23 protein-coding genes are annotated in these 22,818 nt (G+C 44.9%); 10 read left to right on the top strand and 13 right to left on the bottom strand.

Going from position 1 to position 22,818, the window contains the following annotated elements; translation table 11 throughout:
- Positions 1-6 precede the first annotated feature (6 nt).
- The 4 genes from BN1234_RS12495 to BN1234_RS12480 form a co-directional block, all read right to left on the bottom strand.
- Entirely contained in the window at positions 7-1,347 is a 1,341-nt protein-coding gene (locus tag BN1234_RS12495; protein WP_054956998.1) for an LLM class flavin-dependent oxidoreductase, read from the bottom strand.
- A 109-nt stretch (positions 1,348-1,456) separates the two neighbouring features.
- Entirely contained in the window at positions 1,457-2,437 is a 981-nt protein-coding gene (locus BN1234_RS12490; RefSeq protein WP_054956997.1) for an aldo/keto reductase, read from the bottom strand.
- A gap of 623 nt (positions 2,438-3,060) precedes the next feature.
- Complete coding sequence (locus BN1234_RS12485; protein WP_054956996.1) at positions 3,061-3,732, bottom strand: stalk domain-containing protein; 672 nt, start codon at positions 3,730-3,732, stop codon at positions 3,061-3,063.
- Positions 3,733-4,288: 556 nt separating this feature from the next.
- Entirely contained in the window at positions 4,289-4,567 is a 279-nt protein-coding gene (locus tag BN1234_RS12480) for a DUF8817 family protein (RefSeq protein WP_054956995.1), read from the bottom strand.
- Positions 4,568-4,691: 124 nt separating this feature from the next.
- On the opposite strand from BN1234_RS12480, the gene BN1234_RS12475 reads away from it, so the two are divergent.
- Complete coding sequence (locus BN1234_RS12475; protein ID WP_054956994.1) at positions 4,692-5,396, top strand: MerR family transcriptional regulator; 705 nt, start codon at positions 4,692-4,694, stop codon at positions 5,394-5,396.
- Between the two features lie 227 nt (positions 5,397-5,623).
- Here the strand turns inward: BN1234_RS12475 and BN1234_RS12470 are convergent, their stop codons facing one another.
- Entirely contained in the window at positions 5,624-7,144 is a 1,521-nt protein-coding gene (locus BN1234_RS12470) for an FGGY-family carbohydrate kinase (RefSeq protein ID WP_054956993.1), read from the bottom strand.
- Positions 7,145-7,159: 15 nt separating this feature from the next.
- The gene (locus BN1234_RS12465) at positions 7,160-8,239 is read right to left on the bottom strand and encodes an alcohol dehydrogenase catalytic domain-containing protein (protein WP_054956992.1); all 1,080 of its coding nucleotides are present in this window, start codon (positions 8,237-8,239) and stop codon (positions 7,160-7,162) included.
- A 191-nt stretch (positions 8,240-8,430) separates the two neighbouring features.
- On the opposite strand from BN1234_RS12465, the gene BN1234_RS12460 reads away from it, so the two are divergent.
- Positions 8,431-9,564, top strand: coding sequence for an ROK family transcriptional regulator (locus BN1234_RS12460; RefSeq protein WP_170308033.1), 1,134 nt, complete (start codon positions 8,431-8,433; stop codon positions 9,562-9,564).
- A gap of 87 nt (positions 9,565-9,651) precedes the next feature.
- On the opposite strand, the gene BN1234_RS12455 is transcribed toward BN1234_RS12460, so the two are convergent.
- Positions 9,652-10,386 carry an MORN repeat-containing protein gene (locus BN1234_RS12455; RefSeq protein ID WP_054956990.1) on the bottom strand — a complete coding sequence of 245 codons (735 nt, stop codon included), beginning with the start codon at positions 10,384-10,386 and terminating at the stop codon, positions 9,652-9,654.
- 202 nt (positions 10,387-10,588) lie between these two features.
- On the opposite strand from BN1234_RS12455, the gene BN1234_RS12450 reads away from it, so the two are divergent.
- Both BN1234_RS12450 and BN1234_RS12445 read left to right on the top strand, forming a co-directional pair.
- Positions 10,589-11,332 (top strand): AzlC family ABC transporter permease, encoded by a 744-nt coding sequence (locus BN1234_RS12450; RefSeq protein WP_054956989.1) that lies wholly within the window; start codon positions 10,589-10,591, stop codon positions 11,330-11,332.
- A complete protein-coding gene (locus BN1234_RS12445) occupies positions 11,325-11,636 on the top strand; it encodes an AzlD domain-containing protein (protein ID WP_082423191.1) in 312 nt (103 codons plus the stop codon). The genes BN1234_RS12450 and BN1234_RS12445 overlap by 8 nt, the downstream gene beginning before the upstream one ends.
- Positions 11,637-11,719: 83 nt before the next feature.
- Here BN1234_RS12445 and BN1234_RS12440 read toward each other — a convergent pair whose 3' ends face one another.
- Both BN1234_RS12440 and fabV read right to left on the bottom strand, forming a co-directional pair.
- Complete coding sequence (locus tag BN1234_RS12440) at positions 11,720-12,409, bottom strand: copper homeostasis protein CutC (protein WP_054956988.1); 690 nt, start codon at positions 12,407-12,409, stop codon at positions 11,720-11,722.
- A 173-nt stretch (positions 12,410-12,582) separates the two neighbouring features.
- Positions 12,583-13,773, bottom strand: coding sequence for an enoyl-ACP reductase FabV (fabV, locus tag BN1234_RS12435; RefSeq protein WP_054956987.1), 1,191 nt, complete (start codon positions 13,771-13,773; stop codon positions 12,583-12,585).
- A gap of 244 nt (positions 13,774-14,017) precedes the next feature.
- On the opposite strand from fabV, the gene BN1234_RS12430 reads away from it, so the two are divergent.
- From BN1234_RS12430 to BN1234_RS12410, 4 genes are all read left to right on the top strand, one after another.
- On the top strand, positions 14,018-14,539 hold the full coding sequence (locus BN1234_RS12430) for a DUF2062 domain-containing protein (protein ID WP_054956986.1): 522 nt from the start codon (positions 14,018-14,020) through the stop codon (positions 14,537-14,539).
- 710 nt (positions 14,540-15,249) lie between these two features.
- Complete coding sequence (locus BN1234_RS12420; RefSeq protein ID WP_054956984.1) at positions 15,250-15,585, top strand: hypothetical protein; 336 nt, start codon at positions 15,250-15,252, stop codon at positions 15,583-15,585.
- Between the two features lie 61 nt (positions 15,586-15,646).
- Positions 15,647-16,909, top strand: coding sequence for a lipase family protein (locus tag BN1234_RS12415; protein ID WP_054957077.1), 1,263 nt, complete (start codon positions 15,647-15,649; stop codon positions 16,907-16,909).
- Between the two features lie 33 nt (positions 16,910-16,942).
- Positions 16,943-17,218 carry a hypothetical protein gene (locus BN1234_RS12410; protein ID WP_054956983.1) on the top strand — a complete coding sequence of 92 codons (276 nt, stop codon included), beginning with the start codon at positions 16,943-16,945 and terminating at the stop codon, positions 17,216-17,218.
- A 92-nt stretch (positions 17,219-17,310) separates the two neighbouring features.
- Here BN1234_RS12410 and BN1234_RS12405 read toward each other — a convergent pair whose 3' ends face one another.
- A complete protein-coding gene (locus tag BN1234_RS12405; protein ID WP_054956982.1) occupies positions 17,311-18,384 on the bottom strand; it encodes a copper amine oxidase N-terminal domain-containing protein in 1,074 nt (357 codons plus the stop codon).
- Positions 18,385-18,478: 94 nt separating this feature from the next.
- Positions 18,479-19,684: a GntR family transcriptional regulator gene (locus tag BN1234_RS12400; protein ID WP_170308032.1), complete on the bottom strand. Its 1,206-nt coding sequence runs from the start codon at positions 19,682-19,684 to the stop codon at positions 18,479-18,481.
- A 228-nt stretch (positions 19,685-19,912) separates the two neighbouring features.
- On the opposite strand from BN1234_RS12400, the gene BN1234_RS23085 reads away from it, so the two are divergent.
- Positions 19,913-19,996, top strand: coding sequence for a putative holin-like toxin (locus BN1234_RS23085; protein ID WP_370733959.1), 84 nt, complete (start codon positions 19,913-19,915; stop codon positions 19,994-19,996).
- 168 nt (positions 19,997-20,164) lie between these two features.
- Here BN1234_RS23085 and BN1234_RS12395 read toward each other — a convergent pair whose 3' ends face one another.
- Both BN1234_RS12395 and BN1234_RS12390 read right to left on the bottom strand, forming a co-directional pair.
- Complete coding sequence (locus tag BN1234_RS12395) at positions 20,165-21,034, bottom strand: DUF421 domain-containing protein (protein ID WP_054956980.1); 870 nt, start codon at positions 21,032-21,034, stop codon at positions 20,165-20,167.
- A 64-nt stretch (positions 21,035-21,098) separates the two neighbouring features.
- Entirely contained in the window at positions 21,099-21,695 is a 597-nt protein-coding gene (locus BN1234_RS12390; RefSeq protein WP_054956979.1) for a YitT family protein, read from the bottom strand.
- A gap of 147 nt (positions 21,696-21,842) precedes the next feature.
- Here BN1234_RS12390 and BN1234_RS12385 point away from each other — a divergent pair, with 147 nt between their 5' ends.
- Positions 21,843-22,754, top strand: coding sequence for a DnaJ domain-containing protein (locus BN1234_RS12385; protein ID WP_054956978.1), 912 nt, complete (start codon positions 21,843-21,845; stop codon positions 22,752-22,754).
- The last annotated feature ends 64 nt before the right edge of the window (positions 22,755-22,818 follow it).

The raw sequence follows: 22,818 nt of genomic DNA, 5'->3' as shown, positions 1-22,818 counted from the left end.
ACCTCCTCACCCCTTCAGTTGAAGCTCGAAGCGGTTACCGGGTCTGCTCAGCCCCAGATGATCGCGGAAGGTGTCACCCTCATATTCCGTGCGGAAGATTCCTCTTGCCTGCAGTTCAGGCACAACCAGCTCCAGGAACAAATCCAGGCCTCCAGGCATATAAGGCGGGCATACATTGAAGCCATCCGCAGCCTCATCCACGAACCATTCCTCAATCAGGTCAGCAATCTGAACCGCACTGCCCACAACGAGCAGGTGGCCTCTCACCGTCACGGTGAAAAAATAGAACAGATCGTGAATGGTGATATCGGGGCGGCCATTGGCTTTTCGGGCCATCTCTGCCCAGTGCAGCGCTGTTTCAGATGAGGACAGATCAGGCAGTGGATCATTCAGGTCATAACCTGTCAGATCAATACCGATCTTCTCGGACAACGGCCTGAGATCATAGTCGGTCACAACCAGTTCATTCAGCTCATTGTATTTGGCTCTTGCCTCCTCTTCGGTTCTGCCCACAATTGGCACAAGACCCGGCAGCACCTTCAGGTCAGAAGCTATTCTGCCGTACTCGGGCAGCCTGCCCTTTACTTCTTTATAAAAAGCTCGCGCCACTTCCTTCACATTCGTCCCCGTAAACACCATATCGGAGTACTTGGCAGCCAGCTGCTGACTGCGCAGCGACGTTCCAGCCGTTATTAATGGCAGCTGTCCTTGAACGGGACGCGCAACATTCAGAGGCCCGTCGACTGAAAAATGCTCGCCGGCAAAATCCAGGGAATGTACCTTGCTGCCATCCGCAAACACGCCGCTCTCCTTGTCTCTCGGGAGAGAATCATCCTCCCATGTATCCCACAATCCGGTTACGACCTCAATGAACTCCTCTGCGTAATCGTAGCGCTTGGCGTTGTCCCAATGCTTTTCCCGGCTGAAATTTTTTGCTGCCCGTGGGTCTGAGCCCGTCACGACATTCCAGGAGCCTCTTCCTCTGCTCAAATGATCCAGTGAAGCCGTTATGCGCGCAATATTGTAAGGCTCCGCATAGGTCGTGTTCACCGTTCCGATCAGACCGATCTTGTCTGTTACGGCTGCCAGATAAGACAGCATTGTGAACGGCTCCAGCCGTGTCATCTGCGATGGGAACAAATACTGCATATCCGCACTGGTCGCCAGGCGGTCACCAAGGAAAAAGAAATCGAACCTCGCCTTCTCGAGCTTTTGTGCCACTTCCTTTAGAAATTGTGGATCATATGCTCCGTCTGTACGGCCTTCCGGCAGCCGCCAGCCAGCAGGATGATAACCTGTACCGAATAAAAACAAACCTAGATGTAATTGACGCTTCTCTGAACTCATAGCTGTTCACCTTCCTGAAAAGAAATATTTTTGAAATGAAATATAAAAATGAATTGCGATTGCTCAAGCAGCAAGTAAGCTAATCGTTTGCGATCTATGATGTCTGCTTCTATGCTCTTATAGCAGCTGTTAACCGATCAATCTCAGCCAGCTCTTCATTACTCAGACGCTCTTGCGCATATTGCAGGGTCTCCCGCAGCTGCTCCGGTTTGGAAGCCCCTACGATGGCTGAAGTTATACCCGGACGGCTGAGTACCCAGTTTAGTGCAAATTGGGGCAGTGACCAGCCCCGTTCCAAGGCGAGCGGCCGAATGACATCCACTATGGCCAGTGATTGCCGCTGCTCCAGCAGGAGTTTAAGCCTCTGCTCCCCGGCTGCCAGACGCGAATCCGATGGCGGGGTTGCACCAGCCGCATATTTTCCAGACAAAATCCCTCTGCCAAGCGGGCTGTAAACGATGACTCCCACCTGTTCGGACTGTGCAAAAGGTATCAATTCCTCCTCGATTCCCCGGGTTATAAGACTATATTCCGGCTGTACGCTTTCAAATCTTCGCAGGTGATGCAGGGCGCTGATGCCATGTGCCTTGGCAAGCTGCCATGCGGCATAGTTAGAACATCCGACATACCGAATCTTGCCCTGCTTCACCAGATCGTCCAGTGCATACAGCGTCTCTTCCAGCGGCGTATGAGGATCGAAGCGATGAACCTGATAAAGGTCTATGTAATCTGTCTTCAATCTTTTCAAACTGTTCTCAAGCGCCCGGTAGATATGGTAGCGGCTCTGTCCCTGGTCATTCACGCCCGGCCCCATCGGGTTATGCAGCTTGGTCGCCAAAATAATCTGATGGCGCCTCTCCCGCAGCAAATTTCCGAGAATCGCCTCCGACTCTCCCAGCTGAGCATGATCTCCATTATCCATTCCCCTGCCGTATACATCTGCGGTATCTACCAGATTTATGCCGAGCTCAAGCGCCTGATCCAGCACGCCGGCAGACGCCTGCTCATCAATCCACCGTCCGAATGACATCGTGCCCAAGCTGACCTCAGATACTTTAATCCCCGTTCTCCCAAGCGTTCGATATTTCATATTTTCTATTGCCCTCCTTATAAATGAAGACAACCGGAAATACACCTCTATGAAGAGGATGCATCTCCGGTTGTCCGGTAGATCGTAATACCATTAATTCCGATAAGTTAAGTGGAGTATAGCATTGTCTAAATTTGTCGTCAACACTATCTTCGAAAATAACCCGCAGAAAAATCTCTATTTCTTTATTTCGTATGAGGAAAATCCGGTGGCGACTGGGGAAGTATAGAGTTCAAGGACCCGTATCAAACATTGAATAGAACGCGAAAGGAGACACCCTTGGGCCAATGTCATTAAGTTAGCTTAAAGACAAAACGGGAATAAGAGTGAAATCTAAGCGGCATGGGACAAAGTTCCGTGTCGTTTTTATTTTTAATGCATGTAAGGGAAAAAGCGTACAGCAAACAAGCGGATGGACGATCCGCTTAAAATATGTTCATACGAAACCGAATTTATGCTACTCTGTAGACGAAGCTACACATTTTCAACTGCTTGTCAAGTTCTTTACTCTTTTTCACGCAAAAAAAAAGAGCGGGCTATCTTTCGATAACCTGCTCTTTCGGATGATGTTTTGACCTTACCTTATCTTAATGACATTGACCCCTGGGCGTCTCCTTTCTATTTTATTTATAATAGGAGGTCGTTAAAGGGATAAATACCGAACCGCCTTTCTTAACATTGCCATGTACGAATAGCGACTGCACTCCGGCAATATTCACCTCAACTGTAACCAGACCATCCTCCACCAAAATATTCTGCTTTTTTAACACAGTGTCCGTATCGCTATCCTGAATATAAAAATCTTCAATGTCCGAACCGATTGCCGCCACTTGAAGATACAGCTTTTGGTACTTCCCTTTCGGATATAGCATAAATGAGCTTCCGCGAGTACCGCTTCCATTGTCGAAGAAAACATCCTTGTAATCCTTGCCATTGTAGATCGTCATCTTCGGATCCTTGGTATGATATAAGGAATCAAATCCTGCTGCAATAGAGACGCCCTCGGTCTGTTCGCCTAGTTGAATCGTATTAGTTTTCCCGTCGAAATTAACAGTTACACCCAAGACGTCGGATATTGCCCGGACAGGTAAATATGTAGTGTTGTTATAAGAAATCGGAGTAATTACTGCGCCGCTGCTGTTTTTTAGCTGAACGGGTTGACCGTCCACCTTGAACTTAATACTAGGATTCAGGTAAGCTTTAATTTCCTGAAGATTCGAACCGGCATAAACGCCCGTCCCAAGACACCCCAACATCGCTAAGGAGGTTAATGCAATTGCCGCCTTTTTCTTCAATTCGCAATCCCCTTCCAGAAACTTAAATTTTAAGATTAATCAGGTAGATTATAACCATATTTTACCGGGCAGGCAATATAATATTGAATCACTCAATTGCTGTCATATAGTTGGCCTGTTGAGCAGCTATGCTCCGCCTCGGTTACCGTCCTTATATCCTCATGTACTCGGTTGTCCATGAACAGTCGCACGCAGATGTCCCATCTTAGATCAGATCTTCACTTTGGAGCGTCCCGGTCGAAGAACACGATGGTGCCGGATGGCTGTCCGCATCAGTTCATCAAGCGAGATATAGAGCACCGTACACTTCTGGACTGTAGAAAAAGCCCACGGTTCAAGTCACTCCGATATTTACTGCGGTCTGTACCATGCGAGCCAAAGTCCATAATTTCAAATCCAATGCGCGACGCTCCGACCTCCCACAAAATATCCACAAAGCAGGATCTTCCACGCCAATCCTTAACTTCATATTCCGGGTGCAACCCGTAAAAATGTCCTGTAATCGGCCACCATACCCGCTCGACAAACAATCGATTTCCGAAGCCATGACCACGTTTCAGAGCATCAAGCCATTCCCGGTGTGTCGTTTCAATCCAGCAGTGAAATCTTCATATACCCGGTTTACATCGTCAACTTCGATATAGCATGTCTGGGGGTTTTCATTAGGCAATATTCTTTTCGTTCCATAAAAGTGCAGCTCAAGCGGACCGTAACTAACAACTGCATATGGATTGGGTCGAGTGTAGATTTGAATCGTTTTGAAACCTATGCTCTCATAAAAAGACACTTGTTCCTTTATGGATGGACATGGCAAAATCGGCTTAATTTTAATCATTTCTAGTCACCTCTTTTTTCGTGAGTTTAGCTTACAACTCAAGCATATCCAATTAATGCAAATGATAAGGTTTAACCAAATATATTGATATAATATAATGATCAAATAACATAAACCGGCTAGGATGAAAGGGATTGAGATCGCAAAAAAATTAAATATAAGCACAAGCGCATTGAGGCATTATGAAGCCTGGGGACTTGTTCCTTATGTCGAAAGAGCGGCTAATGGCTATCGCATTTATACGAAGGAACATGAGGCTTATTTCCAGTGTATACGTGCAATGTATACTGGTTTTGGAATGGATTTGATTCGAGAGGTGATGCCGCGCATCATTCGCGGGGAAACACTTGAGGCTTTATGGCTAATTAACAAGGCACAAGTAAATCTGCATGCAGAAAAGGAAACCATACAAAGAGCAGTCGACATGCTTGATTTAAAAGAGCTGAACGATCTGCCAAAGTACCGCAATAAATATGAGTTTACGATTGGTGAAGTAGCTGAAGAAGCGAATGTATCTGCTTCGGCGATTCGGCATTGGGAGAAGGAAGGGTTAATTAATCCTGAGCGTCAACAAAATAGTGGATTCCGTATCTATAGTCCTTCAGATATTCGCAAAGTGCTTATCATCCGAACCGTTCAAAGAGTCGTGTATTCCCTGGACACCGTTCGTGAAGTATTATCGGAGCTTGATAAACATAATGTTGTTCAAGCTAAGGAAATTGCTCTTAAATCTCTTCAATACATTGATTATGCCTTGGTCGAGCAAGTGCGAGGTATTGCCAATTTGCACAATCTTATAGACATTGTGACAAATAAAGAAGGACATTAAGTGTGCAATTCAACGTTACACAGTGACACTGGCATGTCCTCTGAAGCATTTCCGCCGCACTGCTCCGCTCCCCTATATTACTTTGTTTTTGGAGCATTCCATGGCCTCCATATGTTCAATAACATGAAAATACTCATGTAGAAGCACGAACCTTTTTTAATATGCCGCCTCATTTATCAACGTGTCATAAGAACGATAAGGATGCCTACAAGCATATACTTACCTCCCTACAGCTTCGAAATAGACTCCATATTTCCTTTTAAATCCTCATAAAGCTTCAAATACAATTCAAAGTATCGGTTATAAAGGCTGTGGTTTTTCGGATTTGGTCTTACAGGCTCATCAAAAATCTGCCATTCCTTAACCGACTCCCAAGAGACTTCATTCGTACCGATGCCTGCGAGAATCACATCGCCGAGCGTCGCTTCAATATCGTCTTTAGGACAGATGATATTTTTGCCGGTAACGTCGGCAAGAATGGATTTCCACACCCGGCTCTTCGATACACCGCCAGCGATTAGAATCGTATCGCCAATCTTATTTTTCGTGCTGACCATCGAATGTTTAAGTGAATATGCAACCGCTTCCAGGAAGGCTCGGTAAACATGCCCCTGAGTATGCGCGATGGATAGGCCGAAGATGACCCCTTTGGCATTCGGATCCCATACAGGACTGCGTTCCCCCATAAAATAAGGCAGAACGAGAAGGCCGTCGCTTCCTGCGGGAATGGGTTCAGCTAAGGCGTCAAGACTCTGGTAAGCATTCGGCCCGCCGTTGTTCTCATTGAACAGCTCCAGCTTGCCAAATTCGTCTCTGAACCATTTAATCAGTGCGCCTGCTGTAGCACCACCCCCGAAGCTGTAGTTCAAACGTCTTCCGTCCTTAACATAAGGGAATTTAATCAATCTCTCCGAAATGTCATTGGATTCATGGACAAATGCCGCACACATGGAGGTTCCTATCGTTGTTGCATAAGTACCTTCTTCATAAACTCCCATGCCAAGCGTAGCTACCGCACAATCAACTCCCCCTGCAATAACAGGAGTGCCTGCCATTAATCCGGTGCGCTTCGATGCTTCTGTGGTTACGTTTCCTACAATTTCACTCGATTCCACCAGCCGCTGCGGCAGCTTACTGAGCGGAATATCCAAATACTCCAGCATTTCCTGCGACCAGGTCCGTTCAATCATATCAAAAATACCGCCGATATTTCCTGCCGATGAGTAATCGATGGCAATTTCACCGGTCAAGCTGTAGATAGCATATGCATTAGGAGGCAGGAACAGCTTCGTTCTTTCCCAATGATCCGGCTCATGATGTTTTATCCACAGCATCTTCAGATATCCGTAATAGGGATCTGTTCCGTTATGGGTAATAGCTTCAAGCCGATCCATCGGCACAAGCTCTTTCACCCACCGCTCTTCTTCTTGTGCTCTCCGGTCCATCCATATGAGACACGGCCGAACCGCTTTCATGTTCTCGTCAAGCGGTATCCCGCTGCCTCCATACAACCCCGAAATGCAGACGCCGGCTATCTCTTGCGGATCTATATTCCCCGCCTGTATGGAACGGCGGATGCTGTGTTCCATCGCCTCAATCCAGACATCCGGCCACTGTTCGGCCCATAGATTCTTGGGAGTCAGTACAGAGTATTCCTGCAAGTCTGATGAAACCAATTTGCCGTCCGTTGACATGATGATTGTTTTGGTTCCCGATGTGCCTATATCGCAACCCACCAGATACTTCAAGCTATTCCTCCTCCCTTAATCAAAAATGATGGCAACCTTTGTATCTCCGTCTTTCCCGCCTGCTTTATCAAAAGCTTCTTCCCACTGCTCCAGGCTGTAGGTAGACGTAACCACACCACTCGTTTTCAATTGATCCTTAGCAATATGCTCGATAACAAAAGGATAGCAGTACGGTGACAAATGCGCCCCAAGAATGTCCAGTTCCTTGCCGTCGCCAATAATGCTCCAGTCAACGGTCGTATCTTCACCAAACACGCTAAACTCAACAAATGTGCCCAGCTTCCGGATCATTTGCAGCCCCTGTGTAACGCTCGAAGGATGTCCCGTAGCCTCGATATAGATGTCACACCCGTATCCGCCTGTTAATTCCTTAACAGCTTTAACCACATCTTCATTTTTAGGATTCAGCACAAGATCAGCCCCGAATTCCTTGGCCTTCTCAAGCCGGTTATCCAATAAATCAAGCACGATTAACTTGTAAGGATTCTTCATTCTTGCATATGTTATCATTCCAAGCCCAAGCGTACCGGCCCCTGAAATAACGACCACATCTTCGTTGGTGATGCCTGCTCTGTCCACCGCATGCTTGGAACATGCATAAGGCTCGATCAGCAAAGCGCTTTCAAGAGAAATCGATGCAGGAACTTTGTGAACGCGTGCTGTCTTGGGGAAAACAACGTATTCCGCCATGCCGCCGTTATTTTCTTTTTGAAACCCGAGGGTGGCATGAGGCTCGCACATCCAATACTTGCCGGTTTTGCAAAATCTGCATTCATCACACGGTACAATTTGTTCGGCAATGACACGCTCTCCGACAGCAAACTCTGTTACATTTTTTCCTGTCTGAACGACATAGCCTAAAAACTCATGTCCCGGAGTAAATGGCGGTCTCACCCACATCGGCTGGTTCTCATCCCCCCAGAATCTGGACGCACCGTGGTAGCACTTCAAATCCCCTGCGCAAATGCCGCACCCTTCCGTCTTGATCAGAATTTCATCATCTCCGCACGTGGGGACAGGATGATTGTTCTCCAGGCGGTACTCTCCAATGCCGTACGCAACCAGAGCCTTCATGGTTTCCGGTATTTTACTCATGATTTTGAACCTCCTTATGTAAACCCTTTTATAAAAAGATTTACTATAATTGTATGTGCCAAAATTTGTTTGTCAACAGTTTTTTAAACCACTTTAATAAAATGATTTTATAAAACGATTTTCATTAAATCTTGTATTTTTTAAAGGGAAGCCATAATATGAGGTTATATCATCATTTTGCTGGAGGAACTATGAAGCCCATTACTTTAAACAAGTTCACTAAGAATATGAACAAGAAGGCGATATACGAATATATTCATACGAACAATTCGGTCACCAAACAAGAGCTCCAGTACAATTTGAAGCTCAGCCTTCCGACCATAAATTTATACATAAAGGAATTGCTCGAAGAAGATATGATCATCCCGGACGGTCATGAAAAAAATACGGGCGGACGCAACTCAATCCGGTATTCCATGAATGCCCGTAACAAATATTCCATTGGCCTGGACATCACCCGAAACCATATCACGGCAGTCTTAGTCGATTTAAACGGAACGATTGTTGAGAAGCTTCGAGTCAGGCAGGAGTTCTCCAGGTCGGAAGCCTACTATACGAAACTGGGAGAAATCGTGCAGGATTTGGTCGCCCGTTCACATATAGAGCCGGATCGCATCCTGGGGGTCGGAATCGGGGTTCCCGGTTTGACCAACTCCGGCAATGACGAGATTGTATACGGGGAAATTCTTAATTTCACAGGTGCAACATCGTCTGAGTTTTCTAAATTCATTCCTTATGAAACCAGATTATATAATGATGCCAACGCTGCCGGGTTTGCTGAAATGTGGATCAACTCCTACGACAATGCCACCTTCTATATCATGCTTAGCAACAATGTCGGCGGTTCAGTCCTAATTGACCGTAAAGTTTATTCAGGGAACACTCTGAAGAGCGGGGAAGTTGGACATATTACCTTATTTCCGGAGGGCAGACCATGTTATTGCGGTCAAAAGGGCTGCGTGGACGCTTATTGTTCTGCAAGCGTTTTGTCGAATCTGACAGATTCCAATCTGGATGAATTTTTTCAACGCTTGAAAACAACCGAGGTGCTGCAAGAGGCTTGGGATTCGTATTGCGACAGCCTTGCCCGAACGATTAACAACCTGAGAATGCTGTTTGACTGCGATGTTATTTTAGGCGGATATGTCGGAGTCTTCCTGGAAGAGTATATGAACGATATCCGGGCACGAGTCCAAAGGCTGAATTCCTTTCATGATAAAGCTGATTTTATTAAGGCATGTAAATATAAGAATGAAGCTATCGCAACAGGTGCGGCTCTGCCTTTTGTCGATGAATTTATTACGAATCAGTTTATTGCTTCATAAGGGAAGGTTTGCATGATAGGACAAACTCCCCCCCCGAATCATCGATAACGAAGATTCGGGGGGTGAGTATTTATTATGGGGACGTCCTTATTTCAGCGGAACCTGCTTGGACAGCTGTTCAAACCGAACAAGAATTGGACTTACTTTCTCTTTCAAGCTTTGCAGGTATCTCAAGGATTCCGCTCTCTTGCGCTCTCCCGCTTTCGTGCTCTCCGGAAAAATGGAATAGCTTTTGTGAACACTGCCGTTTCTATATTCCGCGCTGAACATCCTTCCTTTAGTCCATGCTGTCCTCATATCCTCATTGCTGCCCATCACCGTCAAACGCTCGCCGCCATTGCGGTAGTAGAACTTGTAATCCGGATCCCCCGAAATATGAATGACATCATAACCGTCCTGGAACTTATCCCTCTTGTATGTGCCGGACTGGATTTGATTCCAGCGAACCGTGCCATCCCCTGTCGACACCTTATGGGTCATCGTTCCCTTTCCTTCCATCCGGTCATCTTGCCAGCTGCCATTGTAAACAACCTTATGCTTCTCGCCGTCAGATACATATTCGTTCATATATTTACCGGAACCTGTACGCTTACCCTTAAAAAAATCACCCGAGTACTGCTTGCCATTTCCCCATTTAATCGTTCCTTTTCCATGGGGCTGGCCATCCTTGACCTCACCGTAGTAAACAACCCGCTCTGAAATCTTCAGCCATTCCTTGGATGAAGCCGCATCTGCTGTTGACGCCAGGGAAAGCAGGGGAGCGGCTGCCAAAGAAACAGCTAAAATCGCGCTTAGAGATAAGACTGCCATCCTTTTCATCATATTCTCTCTCTCCTTTCGTAGTATGGAATATTCATTTCGGGATCAAACCCTCCGATGCCTTTATAAAAGATAAATTTATGCCAGTTAGCGCTTAATGAATACATCTCATCCATCTAAATAAAGCTGGACAACCCCCTGGATTTAAGGCGAAAATAGGAAAAGTACATCTTGGTGTAGACAACTTGGTGAGGTGAAATGAAACATGCTACATCCCTTAGTCGAATTCAATATAGCAAAGAAACAGCATTTCCTCCTCGGGTTGAAGGCTGGCGTCCCCGTAGCCATCGGTTATATACCAATTGCTATCACCTTCGGCTTGTTGGCGAAGACTTCCGGTATACCGGTCCACGCTGCCCTTATGATGTCGCTTCTCGTCTATGCTGGAGCCAGCCAATTTATCGGCGTTAATCTTATGGCTGCGGGAGCTGCGGGCTTGGAGATTATTATCACTACCTTTATCTTGAATCTCCGCCACTTCTTCATGACAGCATCGCTGTCCCAGCGGATATCAAAATGGACGCCCAAGAAATGGTCGGCTCTGCTGGCATTCGGGGTCACCGACGAAACATTCAGCATTGCTTCCACGCAGGAATCCAGGGAACTGCACCCTCTATTTCTCCTTGGATTGAATGCGATTGCCTTTATATCCTGGAATATCGGATCATGGATCGGAATCTTCCTGTCGGCCGGTCTTCCTCCGTCCGTTCAAAGCAGTATGGGGATTGCGCTATATGCCATGTTTATCGGGCTGCTGACCCCCTCTCTGAAGAAATCAAAACCTGTGCTTTGCATCTCTCTTATCGCTGTCTTGATTCATTCGGTTCTCCATTGGATTATTCCGATGTTTATCGAGCTCTCCACAGGCTTCAGCATCATTATCACGACGATTCTGTCTTCGGCCATCGGGGTTCTGATCTTTCCGGAAGAGGGTGAGCCTAGTGAATAGTCTCTGGCTTGTTATAGGTATGGCTGTTGTCACATATCTTCCGCGAATGCTCCCGATGGTCTACATGAAGAATATGAAACTGTATCCCAAACTAAAAAGGTTTCTTGAGTTTGTTCCCTACACCATTCTGGCCAGCCTCATATTCCCTGGTATCTTATCATCCACTGCAAATGTGATCCCGGCTGTTGCAGGCGGAGCCGCTGCCATCCTGTTTGCGACAAAAGGGTGGAATCTTATTTCCGTTGTTTTGGGCGCCATCTTATCGGTTTATGCCACTGAACAAATCATCTTGCTGCTTGCATAAATCCCTCCTCAATAAATAAGCGCACATCGGTTATAACCGACGTGCGCTGTTGTTTATTGTTATGCTTAACCCTTTCATTTGCCTTAAAGGTTGTGCAGCTCATCCGCCAACGAACGCAGTATGTCTTGGTCAATCGGTGCGAGACCGCTGCGCCCCTTCCGGATCGACGAGCCGAAATGAACCTCATCTACACCACTCTGCCTGATAAAGGTGAGTATCGTTTCCGGTGTCAGGCCGTAGCCTGCCAGTATCTTAGGTCCGCCGCTGCGCGAGCGTTCCACAAGCCGGTTGATCTGAGGGATGGATTGTGGTGCCGGCAGGGTTCCCCCTGCTGTCAATATTCTTGATATTTGCGGATATCGGCAGAGCACCTCATATGCTGCCATTTGATCCTTTACTTCATCAAACGCCCGGTGATATGTAATATCCAGAGACCCCGCCGCGTCAAGCAGCTGCTTCAAGACCCTTTCATCTATCGTACCCTCGGGGGTTAATGGGCCGAGGACAACACCTGCTGCGCCTGTATCTTGAATCCGGTTAATATCCTCCAGCATGGTTTCCAGATCCTCATCATCTGCAACAAAGGTCCGACTGTGAGGGCGAATCATCACATTGACCGGTATTTTCACTCGATCAGTAACCCGTTCGATTATTCCTATGCTCGGGGTTAACCCCCCTTCTGTAATTGCTGTGATCAGCTCGATCCGGTCTGCCCCGCAATCCTCTGCCGCCAATGCGTCCTGGAGTGTAGTTGCAATTACCTCTAGTAGCACGTCTTTTCCTCCTGTCTATCCTGTTCCTGTAAAGTCAGTCATTCGTTTTAAGCATTCAACCAAAAGTATTATACCCTATGAACTCCGCTATTCCTGTGATGATGCTCAGTTATAAAAACAGACGTGATGTCACCCGCTTGCGAGTTCCGTCACGTCTGTTATTATCCTTACTACTATCGACTTGCTGGAATCTCCACAATCGGATTCACATCTGCTTCGTAATCCACACCATCCGTCTCGAAGCCGAATAATTGAAAGAACTCACGGCGATATCCCTCAAGATCTGTCAGATCGTAAATATTCTCGCTCGTCACCTGTTCCCATAACTTCTCTACTTCTTCCTGTACATCTGAACGGAGTTCCCAGTCGTCAATGCGAATGCGCCCCTTCTCATCCACAGGTGTTGGCTGATTGCCGTACAATCGATCCGCGAACAAGCGGTATGTCTGTTCAATACAGCCTTCATGAAGTCCCTTTTCTTTCATCACTTTATACAGTGCCGAAACATAGAGAGGAACAACAGGAATAGCCGAGCTGGATTGAGTCACAAGTGCTTTGCTAACCGACACGAAGGCACGGCCCCCGCTGGATGACAGTTCATCATTCAATTTATGTGCAGTTGCCTCCAGATGATCTTTCGCCTGACCAATCGATCCATCACGGTAGATGGCCTGCGTAATTTCAGAGCCAATGTAGGAATAGGCTATTGTCGTTGCGTTATCCGCCAGCACTCCGCCCTCGCGAAGCTGCTGAATCCACAATTCCCAATCCTCGCCGCCCATGACTTCCACCGTATCACGGACTTCCTGCTCATCAGCTGGTTCAATTGTCACATCACTCACTTCGCCTGTATGAAAATTCACCGTTTTGTTCGTGTATGCTTTACCAATCGGTTTAAGAACGGAGTTTACAGTCTCACCTGTCTTGGGGTTTGTGCGCCGGGCAGATGCCACGCTGTACACAACCAAATCAACTTGACCCAGCTCTTCACGAATCAGGTCTACCGTTCTTTGTTTCGTCTCATCAGAGAAAGCATCTCCTGTTACACTAAAAGATTTCAAATTGGCTTCGCTCGCCGCTTTCTCAAATGCAGCCGAATTATACCAGCCAGCCGAAGCTGTCCGCTTCTCTGTTGCCTGACTTGGTCGATAAACGCCAACAGTATTCGCATGAGCTCCAAAAGCCGCCGCAATCCTTGCGGATAATCCATACCCTGTTGACGCTCCAATAACGAGCACATTCGAAGGGCCTTTAATCTCCGGTTTGGACTTAATATACTCGATCTGTTCCTGCACCTGGCGAGCGCAGCCATCCGGATGAGCTGTAGTACAAATAAATCCACGTGTTCTTGGCTTAATAATCATAGGTTTAAAATCCCTCTCTTTAAATCGAATGATTGCATGCTTCCTACACCATAGTACCCTGCCTTACCTATTCTAACAATTTTTTTAAAAACGGAAACCTCTTCTCATAGAAAAAAAGTTCAAGGACAGAAAGCCTTAAAATATTCAATCAAAAACATATCATTCATGCTGTAGTTCCCTTATACTAGGGAATAGGTAAATAATTCTTTCTTAAATTACCATTTTGCTATATGGAGGTAACCGTTTGCTTCGAAGATTGTTGAGAACCTTGAAATATTACACCCTGACGTTACTCCGTATGCAGAACAGCGACCACAGGATTTCCCTTGGCTTTGCTGCCGGCTTTTTCCCCTGCTGGTATCCTACATTTGGAGGTGACATCATTCTTGCTATCGCTCTCAGCAGAGTGATTGGCGGAAATATGGTCGCCGCAGTCCTTATAGCTTCTATAGGCTCTTTTCTATGGCCTTTGCTGTTCTACATTAATTATAAAATTGGTTTTCTGATCAGTCATATATTCTCTTCTCCACCGCCAGTCGATCTTCAAGATGTCATCCATACACCCATCCCGGAACGTAACTACTCGGTTCTAGCCAGTTACTTCAGCAAGCTCGGTGATATGGGCGTGAACTTTCTGATTGGCTCTGCTGTAAACAGCATTTTATTTTCTTTTATCATGTATTTTGTTGTTCGGCATCTATTGTCCTACTACCGCACTCCTCTTCTCATTAAGATCAAAAAAACCAGTAAAAACCGAGTTTCATAAATTTATAATCCCTCGTGCTTTCCAGCAGCATGAGGGATTTATTTATGTTCAGCGCTAATGAGATAAGTCTAATGAACTAATGATTTACAAAGTATTGAAACAAGTAAAGAATGCAATTAGGATATACACAATCTGGAAAATAAATCAAATTTGTAAACTGTTAATTATTATTGAAGGAGCCAAAAAATGAGAACAACGATGTTAATAACGAAGTTGTCTATTCCAGTGACGTTGAAATAACCAAAGCTAAAATACTACCCGAGCATATAGCTTATGAAGTGGGATTACAAGGCAATGTTGTCGGTGATAAAAAACAAAGCTTCAATATTACAGTCAATTACAAAACGAACGAAGCCTCTAATTTCGGCATGAGTCCAGAATTAGTTGTTTTTTTGGAGGTATCGTAACTGGCTGCATCCGAATGGACTGATCACTATAACAAACCATTTTAATTCGTATTTAGTTCTGCTAACACTCATTCTAATCATCTTCGAGTCCTATAACACCTGATACTAACGAACTAAAGATTTACAAAATATTGAAATCCATTGGGAATACAATTAATATATACTCAACCTGAAAAGCAGATCAAATTTACAAACTGTTAATGAACATCAAAGGGGCTGATTATTATTAAAGCCAGATCCGTCTCGTATATGGCACTTCTTGGACTTATTGTAATCATATTAATGCTTGGAGGATGTCAACAAATGAAAAAGAATAGCACTGATGATAACAACGGTGTTAACAATGAAGTTGTCTATTCCAGTGAAGAACAAGCAATCATTGACAAAGCTAAACCCATTGCAATCAAGTATCTTAAAGATACATATGAATTGGAAGTTGAAATTACAGGTGAAAGGCTACTCCCTACACATGTTGCTTCCCAAGTCATATTCGAAGGGAATGTGGTGGGAAATAAAGAACAAAATTTCAGCATTTCTGTTAATTACAAAACAAATGAAAAAGCTGATATGGTGATGAGTCCAGAATTAGCTGCTGCACTTAGAGCTAAGGGGTATGATCCTTCTATCAAGAAAAAATAAATTAGTGGAGGTATTGTAGTTGGGGAATCATTCCAAAGTAAACGATGAGACCTATAAAACAATGTCAGCACTTGCCTATCAAAACCTTACAGAAAACTCAGAACTTGAGGGACTTTCAGGTGATTGGAAAGTTCTGGAGGGTACTAGAAGCAATAAATTATCTGGATTCGATGCAGTAACTTTTGTTAATGAAGAAACGAATCAAGCTGTCATTGCATTTCGAGGAACAGAATTAAATACCGGAACTGAAAGAGCCGTCACTGATTTGCTAAATGATGTTGATATAGGGCTCGGTGAACTAAGCAGAAAGACAGAAATACCGCGCCTTTGGGATGATCAAATAACCAAATTTGAAGATGCGGTTGGAATAACGAGTTTTAACAACTGGAAAGCCGATGCCTCCAAAGAAGTCGAAAAATTCCTTGGGGCTGGAAAAACGAATCAGTTATACCAAGCCGAGGACTATGCTAAAGAGATGCAGGAAAAATACAGTCATCTCGATTTCTCTGTGACAGGCCATTCCTTGGGTGGTGCTGATGCACAATATGCTGCTGCCTACACAGGAATGGATGCTGTTACCTTCAGTGCTCCCTCCATTCTAGGTAGTTTAACACCGGAGATGAGAAGAAAAGCAGAAGAAGGCGAATTCCATGATCAGATTATCAACTTTGCTCATCCGAAAGACATCGTCGGTAGTGGTACACTAGGTGGGTATGATGGTCATGTAGGGTCAACTTACTATATAGATTCTAACTATAAAGATGCTAACCCAGGCGACTACAGCCCCGGAGGTATCAAGGATAAAGCAGCCAATTCCTTTGGTGGCCCTAATTACCATTCTCTCGATCACTACAAGTTCGAAGATGGCTATATCTCGAATCCTTTATTCGATGGAGCTACGGGTGATCCTGTAGATTCACCGCGGGTCCCTTCTTCCTCCAACTTATTTAACGATACGAAGGACCTAATTACTGATAAAGCCAATTCACTAGCTGCTTTTGCAGGGGCTGCCCTATCTGCAGTGAAGGGCCTCGCCGCTGCCGCTTCTGCTGGAACCATACAGGTGACACCAAGTGAACTTCGAAGTGTAGCCGAGCGATGGAAGATGAATGCGCAATACAGTCACGCTGAAATCGAAGGAATCCGGCAGCGCCTCTCCACATACATGCATTCCAGCCACAGCCGGAGGCTGCAGCCTATCATACAGCAGCTCGATACCTCTATCACCTCCATGAGTCAAGCACGTCTGCAGCAGACCAACGAAATTTTATATTATATCAATCATAAGGCTGATTTGTTTGAACAAACCGACAACAGCAGCTAACACTGAAATAATGAGCTTATGGAGGATGCAAATATGAACGGCGAAATTCTAGTAGAACTTGATGACCTGCTGCGGGCAGAGAGAGAATTAACCGGTCTGCTGGCACGCCTTCGTACGGATGAGCAGGAAGCCAGAAGCCTGTACGCCCGTCTGGAGGATTGGAAGGGGCACTCTGCCAATGTTCTCAAGAACCAGATCGAAACCTTCTTCGAAGACATGTCCCGCCGAATCATGGATATTGAGCAGCAAAAAATGGAGCTCATTCGATATGTTCAGCATATGAGACAGGTAGACAGCATGTCCCAGTAGACCAGCATGACAAATAAGAGGCAGACCGCACACCCGCGGCTGTCTCTTATTTCTCTCTCAGCATCCAGTTCATATCTAGATAACCAGTGCCTTCAGTTTTGCTCCTGCACATACGGTTTGTATTCATCAAATGGGGTAAACTCCAGCTTATCCGCTACAAGCTGTCCCTGTTCGAAAGCATACGTGATATCTAAATTGCCGATATACACACCACTGAAGTATACTGAACCGCCCAATGAAGCGATCAATTGGTTATTCTGAGCTCTGTGATAGATAACCCCGCCAAACCACATCTCAGATTCATTAACGAACTCGAGACCGGGAATACGCAGGCTAACATCGCTGCCCTTTCCTTTCAAATGAACCGAAACCTGAAGAAGATCTCCGTCCTTTTTAAGCTCGGTCGTAACCCATTTCTTAATGGTCTCTTCCTGGGATTCGACAGGTATTTCTTTAAAATCCTTCATGCGGATAACATGCACATCCTGTGCATGAATCCCTGTTCCAGATCCTTGATTTAATAAAACAATCACCTCAGGTTCCCCGTCCTGATCCAGATCGTTCACCAGCAGCTCCGGCACTTCCTTCCATCCAAGTGGAGTTTTCCAGTTGTATAGATGACGCTTGCCATCTATCTCAAGCTCAAGACCATGATAAAGCCCATCCTTAACATTTTTCCCAAAAAGCTTAATATCCGTACGGGTATCCGCTACGGCAACTGGGCTCCTCCCTTTGGAATTAATCGTGAGAGTGCGATATTCTTCATTGAGCTGCACATTTACGCCTGTCATTTGCTGCAGCAATGATGAAGGAATCATAACACGGCCGTTAACAATGTAGACGGGATTATCCAGTGTAATCGTCTGTTCTCCGGCAACTACCGCATTGCTTCCATTCTTGATGCGGTAAGTCTTCCCGTCGACTTTGATGGTTACCTCTTTACTCTTCTGGTTCCAGTTCAGCTTCACTCCAGCCCATGTCTTCGTCAAATAGATTGGCAGGTATGGAGTTTCATTCTTCATGACTGCTTTTGTATCCAAATTAATCATACGATTGTCTAAATTGATTGTTAATACATCGGATGAAGCAGCTGATGAGGTGTTAGGTATGTAAATAGCCGATGAGATTAAGACAGCGGCAATAAAAGAGCTCAATACTTTTTTCATTTATAATTATTTCCCTTCTGAATACACTAATTAATGACTCTATCATAGCTGATTCATTAGGAAAAAGGGATAAAAAATGGTCATTATTTTTCAATCATTTCGTTACTATATTACCTTCATTTTCGGATACCGTAGAGTCCCTGATAATCAGTTCCGTATTCAATCGGATTGATACAGGTTCACTCACCGGATTATTCAGGCGATGAACAAGCATTTGAACAGCCGATTGCCCAAAGTTATCCATGGGTTGTCCTACAGTCGTCATGCTTACAGGCGCAAATTCAAGCACCTTATGGTTGGAAAACCCTGCAAGCGACAGCCCTTCAGGAAGCTTAAATCCTAACTCAAGCGCAGTCTTCATTGTCAACATAGCCAAGAAATCATCTGAGCATAAAATAGCTGTCAGCTTGTGATTTGTACTAAGAAAGGAGCAAACAGCCTGTTGTTTATCAATGGATGCCTCTAAATTCATTTCATCATTTTTATTCAAAAACAACACCCGTTCAGTCTGAACATCCACCTTCCAGTCCTGCATTGCATCCATATATCCTTGATAACGCTCCTCGCGACTCTTTGCCATATGCATATCACTTGTAATAAATCCGATTTCCCTATGCCCTGTTCGAAGCAAGTGAGATGTCATTTCATACGCACCTTTGTAATGATCATGACATAGGCTGTCGAACCCGATCTCATCAAACGAACGGTCCAGAATGATAATAGGATATTTCATCAGCTTTAACCGAAGCAGATGATCACCACATATTTTACGGTCGACTGGAAACAGCAGAATACCAGTAATATCACTTTGATAGGATAAGCTCCGTACAGCTTCAGCCTCTGAAGGTTCATCTCCCGTAACTTTAATGACCAATTCCAATTGTTGTTCCTTGGCTGCCTTTTCGACAGAAGTAATCAGACTGCCGATATAATCATCAATCACAGGTACGATTAGAGCAATATAGCGGCCTCCACGTTTAGCCCCTTTCATTCCATTCACAAAACCTGCCGATTGTTTCAATTCATTCAAATCCACATCCGCTAAAAAAGTCCCTCTTCTCGGCAGACGATAGACGATCCCTTCCTCTTGGAGCGCTTGAAGAGCAAGCTTTCCTGTCATCCGGCTTACGCCGAAGCGGCTGGCCAGCTCCCCTTCTGAAGGCAGCGGATCATGCGGTTTTAAACCGTGCTCCAGAATAATGTTCAATACTTGTCCCTTAAGTTGTTCAAATAATTTGCCCGATATTTTATCCATCTGGTAGTCATGCCTGCCTTCCTCATCCATATCAGTGATATCCATAATATCACATGCAAAAGAAACCTGTCCCCGACTATGGTTACAGGCTCCTCTGTGATTTATCGGCTGTATTATAATAATGATGTGCATGGATTATGACGATATTCATAATTTTTTTTGAACATATCGTGAAGCGCTTTGTACAATCGGTTCTTTTTATGTAAGCATTTGGCATATTATATATTACAGTAGACCAGCTGGCAGGAGACGGAAGAACAGGAGGTGAAATTCATGGGCGTTAATGAAGCGTTAACTTTAATGATTTCGTTCGCCACCCTGGTCATATCGATGCTTAAATTTCACAATAGGAAATAGATCTTTCTGATGGAGGCTGATTGAATCTATTTCTTATCCGTTGATGAAAGCACCTAAAACCATACCCTCTCCTGCACACTGGCTTTTGTCTTTTGGAGTCGGCTGCCACCGGCTCCTTTGTGCTACACAAAATATCCTATTCTCCGAAAAAAGCAAATATAACTGTATTTACTTCTTTTTTTGCTGGAGTAAGGGTTTTACCTCACTTAGCAGCTGATGCAAGCGATTAGCTGTATTTGCATAAAGCTCCTTTGATTCCTCCGTTGTTGCCGCCATACTGAACATTTCCAGGTCCGCTTCACATTTTTTCAGATTCGCGAACAGCGCTGCCTTCTGTCGTACTTGTGGCAGGCTGATCTTGTCATCATACAGGTCCAATACGAGTTGACCACTCGAATCAACCTGTCCAAGGTATACCTCTTCAGGCTTCACCTTGTTCTTGTTAAGCTCTTTCTTCAGCCATTCCTGATTCTTCCCGGATAAGGCTAACGGTCCGCTCATTACCTTCCCGTCCATAATTACAGTCTGCGGCTCTTTTATGCTCCCCGTCTGTATTCCAAGATGTTTGGGTGTAAGGGGCTGTTTCTCACTCACCAGCATGATGTTAATCTCGCCGCTCGATTCCATGATTGCAAATTCTACATCCGCTATATCAAATACATTTTTTTTACGAAGCTGTTCCATCAATTCGTCTGTCGTCAGACGTTCTTTCTTCAGATTTCCCTCTAGAATCTTCCCTTCCTTAATCAAAACAGTCGCTTTAAAATCAATAAAATCCCGAATCCATTTGCTCTTCATCTGTACGAGCTCTATGAGAAGTGAGACGGCTGCCCATACAGCTACAGCGATAATACCCAAGTACCAGTCGGACTCTAAATCAAGCGATATGTAGGCTGTCAAACTACCGATAGTTATGCCGGTGATATATTCAAAGGACGATAGCTGTGAGACTTGGCGCTTTCCCAGCATCTTCGTTAATAAAAACAAGACGACAACCGCACATAACGTCCTCAATACAATTTCCAGCCATTGCTGCATAATGATATGCCTCCTCTATATTCTTCTACCCATGAAGTATTTGTTAGAAGGCAGCTTCTTATCCCTATTTTCTTCTAACCCATCTTTTTTGTGTACATATACCGGTCGCCACCCCACCAGATATAATTGTAAATACGGATAGTTTAAGAGTGTCAGTTGACAACAGCATTCCTCCAACTCCGATAATCACGGCATCCATTAATAAGATGATCACACCTATATTCAAGGGGATGTACCTTGAAAGAAAGTGTGCGAGTAAATCCGTGCCCCCTGTGCTTGTCTTATGTCGAAGCATGATTCCAAGCCCTGTCCCAATGAGCAGCCCTCCAACCAAGGAGCTTGGAATAGCTCCTATATCGATATTTTGCTGAAAGTATGGCTGGAGTGGAGACAACAGGTCGATAACAAATGAAGAGATCAGCATACCCATCAAGCTGTTATAGAAGATTTCCTTGTTCAGCAGCCACGCTGCCATAAACATAGGAATGCTGCAGACAATAATCATAAAGCCTATGTGTATATCTAATAAATAATTGGTAATCAGGGCAATCCCTATGACCCCCCCGTCCAATACCTTATAAGGCACGAGAAAAAAATTCGTCCCTGCAGCGATCAGAAAGCTCCCAACCACGATCACAAAATACTTAAGCATTGTCTGCATAATGTACAGCTCCACAAAAATAGGAATGATTATTCATATGCTTGTCTGGAAAATCCTATGCAAGGAATAGCGTTTGTATCAGGAGGCATCTTCACTATATACTGGTAACTAGGAAACTCTCACAGAATATGAAGAGGTGAAATATTCATGGAAACAATGAAAGAGGCATATGAGAAGCTGGGGATCCCGGAAACAGCTACCCCAGAAGAGCTTGAGGACCGCTATACTCTGCTTATGCGCCAAGCTAGGTCCGAGCAGCGACGGAATCCGGACAAGTCTGATGAAGTGGAAGAACGGTTTGCTGAGGTGACCAAAGCGTACAATTTTATTTTGAATGAGGAGAAGCGTAAATCACTGGAGGAAATAAGCCGAAAGAAATATGGTAAATATAAAGGTATGGCCGGGGCAGCTGAGAAGACAGAACATTTCTTCCGCTATTATAGATATCATCTCCTTGGTACACTTGCCCTCATAGGAATTATTATCTATGCCTTAATTAGCTTTCTTGACCACCGCGCAGAGCAGGAACGCTTGGCCAAGCTCCCGCCGGTCGATCTATCTGTTATGTTCTTAGGTTCATATATCACCCCGGATGGCAGTCAAGATTATACACCGATTGAGGATGCGATCGTAGCACAATTTCCGGAATGGAAGCGGGTTAAGGTAAGTGTAAACTATGTCCCCGGACTGGATACCGGTAATCCGAATGACGCTGCCCTTCTTCAGAAAGCTATGCTCATCCTTGCCACTGAACGGGCAGATTTATATATCATGGACCAATCCGCTTTTGACTGGGTCGGTAATCAAGACTTGGTAAGAAGTCTGGATCCTGAGGTAGAGGGTGAATTTAAATCGCTCGTAACGCCTGACATGCTTATAAAGACCACACTTGAAGAAGAGACGACTGAAAAGGTATATGCTGTTAGCATCGTCAATAGCCAGTTAGCGGAAGAGCTTCCTATCAGTAATAAGGAGATGTTCGCGGGCATTCGGAACGGCTCTGAAAAAGAAGCGAATGCGATTAAATTCATTACACGTTATTTGGAAGCATCGAAATAATTATCATTATTCTTTTTTTGGAAGCTCCCTTCCTCTAACCTTTGAAATCATGCATAACCTTGCT

Origin of the sequence: Paenibacillus dakarensis, assembly GCF_001373415.1 — a bacterium.
GTDB lineage: Bacteria > Bacillota > Bacilli > Paenibacillales > Paenibacillaceae > Paenibacillus_AQ > Paenibacillus_AQ dakarensis.
This window is presented reverse-complemented; position numbering and strand designations above follow the sequence as displayed.